General features: G+C 36.2%; 13 protein-coding genes. 2 read left to right on the top strand and 11 right to left on the bottom strand.

Annotated elements, in window-relative coordinates:
* Window positions 1–88: 88 nt before the first annotated feature.
* The 3 genes from F8162_RS04855 to F8162_RS04865 all read right to left on the bottom strand — a co-directional run bounded on the left by F8162_RS04855 (window position 89) and on the right by F8162_RS04865 (window position 2,412).
* The gene (locus F8162_RS04855; RefSeq protein WP_046957915.1) at window positions 89–502 is read right to left on the bottom strand and encodes an ATP synthase subunit I; all 414 of its coding nucleotides are present in this window, start codon (window positions 500–502) and stop codon (window positions 89–91) included.
* Window positions 503–554: 52 nt separating this feature from the next.
* A complete protein-coding gene (locus tag F8162_RS04860; protein WP_151634493.1) occupies window positions 555–1,883 on the bottom strand; it encodes a hemolysin family protein in 1,329 nt (442 codons plus the stop codon).
* Between the two features lie 121 nt (window positions 1,884–2,004).
* Window positions 2,005–2,412 (bottom strand): MerR family transcriptional regulator, encoded by a 408-nt coding sequence (locus F8162_RS04865; protein ID WP_087958918.1) that lies wholly within the window; start codon window positions 2,410–2,412, stop codon window positions 2,005–2,007.
* A 468-nt stretch (window positions 2,413–2,880) separates the two neighbouring features.
* On the opposite strand from F8162_RS04865, the gene F8162_RS04870 reads away from it, so the two are divergent.
* Window positions 2,881–3,765 (top strand): DMT family transporter, encoded by an 885-nt coding sequence (locus tag F8162_RS04870; protein WP_151634491.1) that lies wholly within the window; start codon window positions 2,881–2,883, stop codon window positions 3,763–3,765.
* A 43-nt stretch (window positions 3,766–3,808) separates the two neighbouring features.
* Here the strand turns inward: F8162_RS04870 and F8162_RS04875 are convergent, their stop codons facing one another.
* Window positions 3,809–4,630, bottom strand: a complete 822-nt coding sequence (locus tag F8162_RS04875) for a pentapeptide repeat-containing protein (RefSeq protein WP_151634489.1) — start codon at window positions 4,628–4,630, stop codon at window positions 3,809–3,811.
* Window positions 4,631–4,825: 195 nt separating this feature from the next.
* Here F8162_RS04875 and F8162_RS04880 point away from each other — a divergent pair, with 195 nt between their 5' ends.
* On the top strand, window positions 4,826–5,002 hold the full coding sequence (locus F8162_RS04880; protein WP_002146550.1) for a DUF1272 domain-containing protein: 177 nt from the start codon (window positions 4,826–4,828) through the stop codon (window positions 5,000–5,002).
* Window positions 5,003–5,172: 170 nt separating this feature from the next.
* On the opposite strand, the gene F8162_RS04885 is transcribed toward F8162_RS04880, so the two are convergent.
* The 7 genes from F8162_RS04885 to F8162_RS04915 form a co-directional block, all read right to left on the bottom strand.
* Complete coding sequence (locus F8162_RS04885) at window positions 5,173–6,240, bottom strand: lactonase family protein (protein ID WP_151634487.1); 1,068 nt, start codon at window positions 6,238–6,240, stop codon at window positions 5,173–5,175.
* Window positions 6,241–6,368: 128 nt separating this feature from the next.
* Complete coding sequence (gene gntK, locus F8162_RS04890; RefSeq protein WP_151634485.1) at window positions 6,369–7,910, bottom strand: gluconokinase; 1,542 nt, start codon at window positions 7,908–7,910, stop codon at window positions 6,369–6,371.
* A 157-nt stretch (window positions 7,911–8,067) separates the two neighbouring features.
* Window positions 8,068–8,736, bottom strand: a complete 669-nt coding sequence (fsa, locus tag F8162_RS04895) for a fructose-6-phosphate aldolase (protein ID WP_087981295.1) — start codon at window positions 8,734–8,736, stop codon at window positions 8,068–8,070.
* Between the two features lie 51 nt (window positions 8,737–8,787).
* Window positions 8,788–9,681: a phosphogluconate dehydrogenase (NAD(+)-dependent, decarboxylating) gene (gene gnd, locus F8162_RS04900; protein ID WP_151634483.1), complete on the bottom strand. Its 894-nt coding sequence runs from the start codon at window positions 9,679–9,681 to the stop codon at window positions 8,788–8,790.
* 96 nt (window positions 9,682–9,777) lie between these two features.
* A complete protein-coding gene (gene zwf / locus F8162_RS04905) occupies window positions 9,778–11,262 on the bottom strand; it encodes a glucose-6-phosphate dehydrogenase (RefSeq protein WP_151634481.1) in 1,485 nt (494 codons plus the stop codon).
* Between the two features lie 389 nt (window positions 11,263–11,651).
* On the bottom strand, window positions 11,652–12,128 hold the full coding sequence (locus tag F8162_RS04910) for a heme-degrading domain-containing protein (RefSeq protein WP_001276579.1): 477 nt from the start codon (window positions 12,126–12,128) through the stop codon (window positions 11,652–11,654).
* 251 nt (window positions 12,129–12,379) lie between these two features.
* Window positions 12,380–12,802 carry an STAS/SEC14 domain-containing protein gene (locus tag F8162_RS04915; RefSeq protein WP_225990147.1) on the bottom strand — a complete coding sequence of 141 codons (423 nt, stop codon included), beginning with the start codon at window positions 12,800–12,802 and terminating at the stop codon, window positions 12,380–12,382.
* Between the last annotated feature and the right edge of the window lie 31 nt (window positions 12,803–12,833).

Below are 12,833 nucleotides of genomic sequence, written 5' to 3' on the forward strand. Positions count from 1 at the left end.
AAAAGAAGCGTATTATATTTGTCGTAAATTTGATTCCTTTCATTAGCTCGCTTAAACACAAAAAAGGAACCCCATTAGGCCCCTTTCATCATAGCTCTATGTTTTTCGAAGCATGTTCCCTTTGCTTCTCTTCCTCTTTCACTAACTGCATATTCGCATAAGCTAAATTTGCAATCATTAAAAAGTGACCACCTAAAATGCCTGTACCAAATGCCCACATTTCCATTTCATGCTCAATTTCATACATGATGATTGCTCCTAAAATGGCAGCTGCAAATCGGTTTAGAACTCCTAATCCAGGAGCCTTTTCTTTCATTACGATACTTTTCCCCAGTTTCTCCACTCTGCGAGCTAATAACCAAAGGCAATATGCACTTACAGCTAATCCAATACCAAACCCTGTTACTTGTTTTCCAAACGGAGTAATCGTCCACATAAGTAGTAAACCACTAAAGATCGCATACAATTGTAATCGATATACACGTAAGGCTGCTTGAATCAAAATATCCGCTCCTAATTTCGCATTTTTTATACGTTAGAAGAAAAGCAGCAACTTACACAGTTGCTGCTTTCTCTTCTTCTTGCTCTTGTTCCATTTTACGAATTTCAACACGTTTAATTTGGTAAGCGTCTTTTTCTAACACTTTAAATTCATAACCTTCCGCCTCAACATGTTGTCCTTCTTCAATTTCATGATTTTGCATCATAATCCAGCCACCGATTGTATCCACATCGTCTTCTTCAATGTGTAATCCAAACAAATCTTTCACTTCTGAAATAAGCACTTTTCCATCAACGATTTTATGGTGCTCATTCACATGCTGAATTGGTGGTGCTTCATCTTCATCATATTCGTCACGAATTTCGCCGACGATTTCCTCCAAGATGTCCTCAAGCGTTACAATCCCTGCTGTTCCCCCGTACTCATCATATAAAACAGCCATCGGAATTCGCTTCTTCTGCATTTGAAGTAATAAATCGTGAATTGGAGTCGTTTCCATCACTTCAATAATCGGACGCATATACGAGCGAATCGATGATAAATCTTTTTGATCTTCGGTCATATATCGAATAAAGAAATCTTTTACGTTGACCATACCGATAATATCATCTTTATCTTCTCCAAAAATCGGATAACGTGTGTATCGCTCATTTTGGATTACTTTCATGTGTTCTTCTACTGAATCTTCCAGGTAGAAACCAATGATTTCTGTTCGCGGTACCATAATTTCTTTAGCAATACGATTATCAAATTCAAAAATGTTATTTACATACTTGTATTCAGCTTGATTAATTTCGCCACTTTCATAGCTATCTGAAAGGATAAGACGTAATTCTTCTTCTGTATGAGCTACTTCATGTTCTGAAGCTGGTTTTAAACCGAATAAACCAGTTATCACACGCGCTGAACCGTTCAATACCCAAATAAATGGATACATGATTTTATAGAACATCATTAACGGAGTTGCCAATAATAGAGTTACTTTTTCAGCCTTTTGAATTGCCAGCGTTTTCGGAGCTAATTCCCCTACTACAACGTGTAAATATGTCATTAGCATAAAAGCAAGACCAAAAGTTAATACTGATGAGATAGAAGGATTTAAGTCCCATCTCTCAAATAGTGGGTGTAATAACTTTTCGATTGTCGGTTCACCTAACCAACCTAACCCCATAGCTGTAACTGTAATACCTAATTGACAAGCAGATAAATATTCATCTAAATTTGATGTTACTTTTTTCGCTGCTAAAGCACCGCGTTTTCCTTCCGCAACAAGCTGATCAATACGACTTGAACGTACTTTTACAATCGCAAACTCTGCTGCTACGAAAAATCCAGTAAATGCGATTAAAATCGCAACCATGACTAAATTAAATATTTCCAATGAATCCCCCTAGTTTAAAAAACTAAGGTGTCCACCTCCTGTATACTATAATGTTTTCTTATTTGTTCATTAGAAAACATAGCCCGATACAAAAATTAAAGAGGTCGGATTTCACTTTTTTCTATAATAATAGAGCAAGTGTCTGTATTAAAGCTGTCGTTTGACCAGATAAAGATTTCGATATTTTTTCACGTTGTGAATCAGTCAATCCATCTAAAAGCGGCTTTAACTCCGTTAATTCTGCTTCTAATCGATGAATATGGTCTGTCACTTCATTCACATGCTTCGAAACGTGTTCATTGATACCGAGCAGCTTCTTCTTCTCCTCGATTTTCTCTTTAATCTCACAAAGCGGCATATGCATTTCTTTGCACTTCTCAATAAATTGTAATGTCTCAAATGCTGTTTCATCGTAATAGCGATAATTAGATTGAGATCGCTCCGCTTTTAAGATACCTAGATTCGTATAATAATCAATCGTGCGTTTCGACACGTGAGCCATGAGAGCCAACTGTCCGATTCGATACACCTTCCCAACGATCTTCCCCCCTTGTTTATATTACTAACATCATACAATACATAAACTGTACAGTCAAACGTGACGGTTATTGTTCATAATTTATACACAATTCCACATATTCTCTCAAACTCATAGAATATAATTTCAACAAAATAATTAAATTATCGAATTTACAAAACGACTGCTAACGAAATATATCCAAGAAATCCCCTGTTCTTTTCAACCTTTCTTATTATAAAATACTCCACTTTAAAAAGATCAGCTCCGTTTAATAATCATCCCAATAAACTGAAAATTAAGTTATAATATCATTATAAAATATGAAGGAGGAATGCACTCATGTACTACAACACTTCATTCGAAAACGATCAACCTGTAGGCCGTCTATAAGCTAAGGCGGGCATTCATATAACACATAACACTATGCCTCGTCTTAGGGAACTCAAAAAACTCTAAAAATAGACGGAGGTACTTTACATGAAACAAACAATTTTAGGAGCTATATGTTTATCACTAGCAGCTAGTATATGGGGCGGTATGTACGTCGTTAGTAAATACGTACTCGACTTTATCCCACCACTGACACTCGTTTGGCTACGCTTTATCATTGCATTCGTTGTTTTATATTTCATTTTGAAAACAGCTGAGAAAAAGCAAAAGAAAAAAATAACCATTCGCAAAAAAGATTGGCTTTTATTCGCTTGGATTGGATTTATCGGATATTTCATTTCGATTACATGTCAATTTATCGGAACAAAATTATCTGACGCTCATACAGGCTCGTTAGTCACATCAGCTACACCTGCATTTATGGTTATATTTGCAGCGATCATTTTAAAAGAAAAGCTAACCGCTCGTAGACTGCTATCTACTATCATAGCGACAATCGGTGTCATTATCGTCATTGGATGGGATATTGAAATTGGTTCCTATTTTATCGGTACAATCATATTAGTGGGGGCCGCTATTACGTGGGCTTTACTATCCATTTATGTGAAGATTGCTTCAGCTCGATTTTCATCTTTAGTGATTACAACGTACGCCATATTCTTTTCACTCTTTTTTATTACATCTTTTATGATATGGGAACTACAATCAACCTCTATCGAAACAGTAAATACGTACGTAATATTAGGCGTATTATACTTAGGAATTGTCTCAACGGCAGGTGCCTTTTTCCTTTGGAATAAAGGATTAGAATTAATGGACGCAAGCATCGGTTCCTTATTTTTCTTCTTCCAACCTATCGTCGGATCGTTGCTTGGTTGGCTCTTATTAAATGAGTCATTAAATAGTAACTTTTTTATTGGTGGTATTCTTATTATATGTAGTGTTTTCATTACTACGTTTGAAAAGAACTGAAAAAACAGGCAGAGATTTTTAATCTCTGCCTGTTCCACATTCTTTACGCACTCCAATGCGATGGACGGGACAACATTTTCGGCAACTTCGTATGTGTATCCCCTTTCGCCGCGTTAATTTGAACTTGCGTCAGAAAAATACTATTTGTAAAATCTGCCCCGCGAATATCTGCATCTCGCAAATCTGCTCCGATAAGGTCTGCTCCACGTAAATTTGCTCCACTTAAGTTAGCCGCAATTAAGTAAGCCCCTCTTAAATTCGCTCCTTGCAAATCTTTCTTCTTCAAATTTGCCTCCATAAGGTCTGCTCCGCGGTGACTAATTCGTTTCTTACACGTAGCATTCATTTCCTTCCAAACTAGCTCACTCGTTTCTAAAAGTAAAACATTTACTTCTGCACGGTGTAACGGAATATTTACTTTCATTAACTCGTCCGCATTTAAATTTGAAAGACGCTCCGTCTCTTCAATCGCTTTACTTAGTTCTTTATGAATTGGTTGTGTCGCCTTTAACAAAATAGCCTCATTCAAATACCACAGTATTTCATGAAGCTGATGCATAATTGGAAAAGCATCGTACATTTTTCTCGCATGCTTAGCATCTTTTCGCCAATCAATCCCGTTAAACGTAACTTGCGAAATCTTCTGCCCAGCACCGAAACACTCAAATACTGTACAACCTTTATAACCTTTTCCTCTAAGATTTTTATGTATGCTACATTTAAAATCTGATTGTAAGTTAGTACATGGCTTCCCGCCATCTTTATTCACCGCAAAATCTACCGATGCTGCGAACGGTAACGCTACGCAACATAAACCGAAGCATTTTTCGCAGTTTGCTTTTAAATGATCGTTATGATTAGTCAAAATATATACCCCCTGTTGTCTTTTGACTATTTCATAATATTCCAACCTTATTAAATAATCAATTTAAAAATAAAAGAGCTTCTTTCATTTCAATTCATAACTTTATCATCCAATTTCCTTTCAATTGAAAAAGACAGTTTCTATCTAATGAATTATAATTAAATTATAAATATTCCAACTAAAAGGAGACTTACTATGGCACTCGAAATGAAAACAAACTGTCAAATTTGCGATCAATCTCTCGAATCAAATTCCGAAGCATACATTTGCGTGTATGAATGTACATTTTGTGCACCATGTACAGAAGAAAGACAAAACGTTTGCCCAAACTGCGGCGGTGAATTAGTACGTAGACCTAAGAAAAAACAGTAAAAAAGCAAAGCGATATCGCTTTGCTTTTTTACTGTTTTTAGGGATTTGAAATTATATCCACGATTTTCCAAATATATCAACGATTTTTTAAATATATCGACGTTTCGACAAAGAATACCGACTTACCGACAAATAACGACAACACTATATGCATTGAACTTCAACGCAAGTTAAACGTTTAAAAACTTCACACAAACAGGCTCTGGTACAACAACATCAGATTGTAACAATGTTAACTTTCCTGTCGTTTCATTTCTTGAAAATAGTACAAGGTTATGTGACTTTTCATTTGTAGCAATCAAAAACTTTTCAGTCGGATCTAATACGAAATCCCTCGGCCAATTTCCTTCTGTAGATGTATGTGCAACAAATGTAAGCTGACCTAAATTTTGATCCACACTGAAAACAGCAATACTATTATGACCGCGATTCGCTGCATATACAAAGCGGCCGTCAGAAGAAATATGAATCGCACTTCCTTGACTATTGTCATCAAATTCTTTTGGAACAGTAGAAATATACTGTAATTCTGTAAAGGACCCTTCTTCCGGATTATATGCTAACACAATAACTTCCGAACTCAGTTCAGTCATGACGTAAGCGTACTTTCCGTTCGGGTGAAAAGCAATATGTCTCGGGCCACATCCTGGGTTTACAGACAAGCTATTTACTTCTTTTAATGTACTATCTTTTATTTCATACGTAATTATTTTATCAATCCCTAAATCAACACCCACTACATATTTTTCATCAGGAGTATATCCCGCGTAATGCGCATGTGGTTTCTCTTGTCTTTCTTTATTTGGACCAGAACCTTCATGTGTAATAATAGATGTTGCAGCATTAACAGTCCCATTTCCCTCATTTACTACAAGAGACTCAATCGTTCCTTTATGGTAATTTGCTGTAACTACCGTACGTTTTCCACTATCCACACTAATATGACAAGGAGAAGCCCCTTCTACTACTTGTCTGTTTTGTTCCGTTAGCTCTCCGGTATAACTGTTAATCGAATAAGCAGCTACACCACCAAATTCGCCTTCCTTAACAACAGAATAGAGATATTGATTATTTTTGCTAATCGTTACATATGTAGGGTTATCTAACTTAGCCGCAAGCGTTACATTACTAATTTTTTTTGCTTCCGTGTCTAAAATAAATTTATATATTCCTTCACTGTTTTCTTTCGTGTACGTTCCAACATATCCAATAAACTCTTTGTTATCCGCCATTTTCATAACCCTCTCCCTATAGTTTTTGTTCATCATATTTTTTACAGAACAACCGTGAACTATTTTTTGAAAGAACATCTAAAAAAACTTGAGTACCTCTTTATAAGTTACCATATTTCCCTGCCAAATAGTCTCTACACCCACTTTTTCTGAAAAGCCGCTATACTCTCATATTCTTCTTCAAAGTGGCGGGCCAAACGAATATAGATTGGTATTAAATCTTTATATTTCTCCACACTTTCCATGTTTGGCTCATGATAAAAATTGGCACCTACCATTTCAGAAACTACATGTAATGTATCTACTTCACGTAAGCTATATAAACCAAGGATTGCCGCTCCTAGGCAAGAGCTTTCGAAACTTTCAGGAACATATACGTCTTGATGAAATATATCTGCCATCATCTGTCTCCAAAGTTCCGATCTTGCAAAACCACCTGTCGCTTGAATTTTTTTCGGTTCACCAATTAGCTCTTTTAATGCAAGAAGAACTGTATACAAGTTATAAATGATTCCCTCTAAAACAGCGCGAATAAGGTGCTCTTTCTTATGATGTAGGCCAAGTCCAAAGAAAGATCCCCGCGCATTCGCATTCCATAAAGGAGCTCTTTCTCCTGCTAAATACGGATGAAATAATAAACCGTCAGATCCAGGATTCACTTTTGCTGCTATTTCAGTAAGCAATTCATAAGGATCTTTTCCTAAGCGCTTCCCCTGCTCAACTTCTAACGTACATAATTGGTCGCGAACCCACCTAAAAATCATACCACCGTTATTAACCGGTCCACCAATTACCCAAAGGTCCTCAGTTAACGCATAACAAAAAGTTCTACCCTTCGGATCCGTTACAGGCTGATTTGTTACAGCTCGCACTGCACCGCTCGTACCAATTGTAATAGCAACTACTCCAGGTTCTATTGCATTTACACCTAAATTCGATAGAACTCCGTCACTCGCCCCTACTACAAAAGGAGTAGTAACAAATACATTCATCTCTCTTGCAAATTCTTCATCTAAGCCTATTAAGCTGTGCGTCGTTGGAACGAGTTTAGAAAGCTTTTCCTCTGAAATTCCTGCAACACCAAGAGCCTCTTCATCCCATTTTAAAAATTTCAAATTGAACAGTCCTGTTGCTGATGCTATAGAATAATCAATTACATATTCATTAAATAACTTATAGAAAACATACTCTTTAATTGAGATGAATTTATAGCTTTTTGCAAACAACTCAGCATGTTCATTTTTAAGCCAAACTAATTTTGAAAGTGGTGACATAGGATGGATTGGTGTTCCAGTACGAAGGTAAATTTCATGACCATTCATATCATTTTTTATTTTTTCTGCCCAGCTCGCGCTTCTATTATCTGCCCAAGTAATACATCTCGTTAATGGGTTTCCCCTTTCATCTACAGCAATAACACTATGCATTGCCGAACTAAAAGAAACACAAAGAATATCAACTGGCTGCACATTACTTGATTGTATCGTTTCTTTAATCGTATGTATGACCGCTTGAAAAATCTCTTCTGGATCTTGTTCTGCTATTTCCGGCGCAGGAGAATATAAAGGATATTCAATTCCATGGCTTGCAATAACAGATCCATCAATCGAAAACAAAACTGCTTTTGTACTAGTTGTTCCAATATCTACACCAATCATGTATTTCGAGTTCACCATGTAACCCCTTTCGAAATATTCCTATAACCAAAGAGCACCCTAATGTATACAAAAAAGACGCTCCCTTATGAGAGCTACGTTTTAACAAACTTCACTCTCATAAGGAGGTCCTTTTTCTAACTATAGTGCTATTTTGAAAAGCGACAGCCTCACCACATTATAACTTAGGCGCTTTCGCCCAATCCGCAGCAAACTTTTCAATACCTTGATCTGTTAGTGGATGCATAGCAAGTTGTTCAATGACTTTATAAGGAATTGTAGCAATATGTGCACCTGCCAGCGCTACACGAGTTACATGATCTGGGTGTCTGACAGAAGCCGCAATAATTTGTGTATCTAATTGATGAACATCGAATAATTCAGCAATTTTAGCAACTAATAATACGCCATCTTCAGAAATATCATCTAAGCGACCTAAAAATGGAGAAACGTACGTTGCACCTGCTCGAGCAGCTAAAAGAGCTTGGTTCACAGTGAAAATAAGTGTAACATTCGTTTTCACGCCTTTTTCTGTAAGGTAGCGACAAGCTTCTAATCCTGCTAATGTCATCGGCAGTTTTATTGTAACTTTTTCATCGCCACCGTTAATTTTAATCAGTTCTTCTGCTTGAGCTATCATCTCTTCAGCTGTAACAGCATCTGGCGTTACTTCTGCCGAAACAGATTCAACTTTAGGTACTGCCTGACAAATTTCTGCAATACGGTCTTCAAACTTAATGCCCTCTTTCGCTACTAAAGAAGGATTCGTTGTAACGCCAGCTAAAACCCCTAATTTATATGCCTTTTTTATGTCCTCAAGATTTGCAGTATCAATAAAAAACTTCATGATTTATTCCCTCCATTTTTTAAACGTTAACGAGTTATACTTTTAAAATGTTTATTTCTTTTCTACCGCATGTCCGCCAAATTCATTGCGCAGTGCTGCTACAACTTTTCCTGTAAACGTATCATTGTCTAATGAGCGGTAGCGCATTAATAGAGACATTGCGATAACCGGAGTTGCTGTTTGAAGGTCTAATGCTGTTTCTACTGTCCATTTCCCTTCACCAGAAGAATGCATAACACCCTTAATCTCATCCAGTTTCGCATCTTTAGAAAATGCATTTTCAGTTAATTCCATTAACCATGAGCGAATAACTGAACCGTTGTTCCATACTCTGGATACTTTTTCATAATCGTAGTCAAATTCACTTTTCTCTAGAATTTCAAATCCTTCACCGATAGCAGCCATCATACCGTATTCAATTCCGTTGTGAACCATTTTTAAGAAATGACCACTACCAGCTTTTCCAGCATATAAGAATCCATTTTCTACAGCTGTATCACGGAAAATAGGTTCAACGATATCCCAAGCTTCTTGATCGCCTCCGATCATGTAACAAGCACCATTTCGAGCGCCTTCCATTCCGCCAGAAGTTCCGGCATCCATAAAGTGAATGCCATCTTTCTTTAATTGCTCATATCGGTGAATAGACTCTTTATAATGCGAATTACCAGCTTCAATTAAAATATCTCCTTTTGATAACAGCGGGGTAATCTCATTAATAACAGAATCAACAACAGCGTGCGGAACCATAACCCATAGAATTCTTGGTGATTCCAATGATTGAACAAGTTCGTTTAAACTAGACGTACCTGTAGCACCATACTCTTTCATTTCTTCCACCGCACTCGTATTTAAATCAAATGCCGCTACTTCATGTTTATGATCAATTAAATTCTTCCCTAAATTTAATCCCATTTTACCTAAACCAATTAATCCTACTCTCATAATATAATTCCTCCTTGAATTACCTTTCATCATAAATACATGTTAATAAAATGATGAATATCTTTTTGTCATATTGCTTTACTTATAAGGACGTACTTACTTTTTCAATCCTTCATCTAACCACCATTTAAATTCACTTTCTTGTAATAGAGCATGAGCAGCATCCGGACCATACGAGCCAGACTCATATTCATGAAGAGGTAACAAGTTCTCTTCGAACGCTTCAAGAATTGGTTGCACCCATTCCCATGACAATTCAACTTCTCTCCAGTGTGCAAAGAATGTAGAATCTCCGCATATAGCATCATAGATAAGCCTTTCGTAAGCTTCAGGTATTCCCACTCCTGTTTGCTCACAAGTGAAATGAATACGGATCGGTTCAAGCTCTCCATTGTTCAATGGATTTTTACTATTTAATTGGAGTGAAACATTTTCATTTGGACTAATTTCAATGATTAACAAATTAGGCGCTGCATTTGGATTACTATCTTGATACTGCTGTTTTAATGTATTTTTAAACTCAATTACAATACGAGTAGACTTTTCTTTCATTCTTTTTCCTGTTCGTATGTAAAAAGGAACATCAGTCCAAAATGGGTTATCAATCCATAAGCGAGCCGCAACAAATGTGTCCGTTTGAGAAGAAGGATTTACTCCTGGCTCCTCTCTATACGCTACAACTTGTTGTCCCTTTATCTCTCCTGAGGCATATTGCCCGCGAATGATATGGTTCTGAACGTCTTCTTTTTTCACTTTACGAAGAGTCTCCATCACTTTTCGTTTTTCCTCACGAATTTCACATGCATTTATCTTGTCCGGCAGATTCATTGCAGTCATCATTAATATTTGCAGCATATGATTTTGAACCATATCGCGAATGGCTCCTGCATGATCATAATATCCTGCCCTTTCTTCTACCCCAACCGTTTCACTAGCTGTTATTTGTACATTCGCAATATGTTCTTTATTCCAAATCGATTGGAAAACAGGGTTTGCAAATTCAAGTGCTTCAATGTTTTGAATCATCGGTTTACCTAAGTAATGATCAATACGGTATATTTCGTCTTCTTCAAACGTTCGACTAAGCTTATCATTCAGCTCTCGAGCAGATGGAAGATCATGACCAAACGGTTTCTCAATCATTAGGCGCTTCCAGCCATCCGTTTCATCGAGTCCACTTTCTTTAATATTTAAAGCAATGGTCTCAAAGAAGTCAGGAGTAACTGAAAGGTAAAACATTCTATTCCCTTGTATATTTTGTTCTTCTTCCCTTTCAAGAACTACTTGTAATAACCTTTTATAGTCTTCTGGCTTATTCACATCTAACGGACAATAACGAAAATACTCTAAAAAACCTTCTATTTTCGGAGTACCTTCTTCCTTGCGACGAGAAAAAGTTTCTATGGATTCTTTTACTCTTTTTTGAAAATCTAAATGAGATACTTCACGTCTTCCAAGCCCAATAACGGATATTTGCTTTGGAAGCTTTTGATCTCTATATAAGTTATATAGCGCGGGGTAAATTTTTCTTTTAGCTAAATCCCCTGTTGCTCCAAATAAAACAAAGGTCATTGATTCCAATTTTAGTCCCCCTCGTGATGTATAGTCATTGTCACTATAGTAAAAATGCATTGTACAGAAGCTACTATTATTATTGATTCACTCTTACTTCTTAACTTCTAATTTTTTATAGTTATCGCTTTCTCATTGTCCCCAATATTAATAGTGGCAATTCAAAGCATTTTTCCCACATACTACTTACCTACTTGCACTTACATAAAATAATTTAATTACTTTTAGTGATTTAATTATTTTATGTCTATCATATTAACTACATAGATTATTATCGTCAAGAAAAGTGTCTCGAATTAAAGATTTTTTATTCCGTAACATCTTATTAGAAATATGTTCATGAACTGAATAATAAAAAGACAAAACCGAACATATTCTTGTTCGGCTTTGCCTTTTTATTATTGCTTCAAATGATTTTTAACCGCCCTTATTACTAATTCATGATCTTCTTCTGGTGGTAATCCTGAAACTGTTATCATTCCAATAACCCCTACGTCTTTTATTTGGACAGGAACACATCCACCAAACGCAGCATAATCCGACCTATCTAAAAGATACTTTTCATTATATGGAACACCCGTTATTTCACTTTGTATTTGCATATAATACGAGCTATGATTATGCAAAGAAACAACTCGTTTTTTACGCTCAATCCATTGCGTATTTTCCGCAGTTGTCCCTGTCATCTTGAAATGAAATAATTGCACACCATTTTTCGCTATATCAACAGCAATCAATTTCCCTTCTTGCCTCGCCGTTTCAACGATAAATAACCCTATTTGCAGTGCATCTTCATTTGTAAAAGAGGAAAATTGAAGTGTTTCCTCCTCTATTAAAATTTGTTTACTGATTTCATTCAAATTTGAAGCGCTCATATGTTTATCCCCCTTACTCACTTTATGCCACATTGATATTTTTGAATTTCTGTGATTCTATCGTACTGCCTTTCCATATAACTAATACCGTAAAGCGCACTCTTTTCTTCTTGGTGCTATTATGAATTATATTTAACGTATTAAAAATGTATGTCCTCTAGCGCTAAACATTTCGTATAGAAGTTTTCTTCTGGATACTACTTATAAACATAAAAAAACCAGTTGCTTAAGCAACCGGTTCACTAATAATTTCATATAGGATATTCGTTCAACCAAAGGAATGCTTGTTCATAATCCTCAAAAAATTTTACAGATTCTTTTGTATTGGACTGTTGTAAATAATTCAGTACCTCTCCTTCTTCAAGAAGAAAAGCAATTGCCTTACTGTGTTTCAAAATCGTTTCATTGAAAAACTTCTCTTTCCATGCTTTTTGGACAGAAAAATGATCTGGTATGTATCCTTTTCTATCGACCAGCAATTTGTATTTCCGCCCCTCGGAAATGAATTGCTGACAAACCTGCTCGAAACCATTAAACCATTCATACACATCATCTGTTTTAATCTTGCCAATTAGACGGGTAACAATTATATCTCCTGAAACTGTCGTGCTAATATTCAGTTTACTCAACTTGAAATCATCTCCCTTAGCTACAATTATGCGGAAATATCTCATAAAATCAATAAGATAAAACTGTAACGCATTA

The organism is Bacillus sp. CH140a_4T, from assembly GCF_008923725.1.
Taxonomy (GTDB): domain Bacteria; phylum Bacillota; class Bacilli; order Bacillales; family Bacillaceae_G; genus Bacillus_A.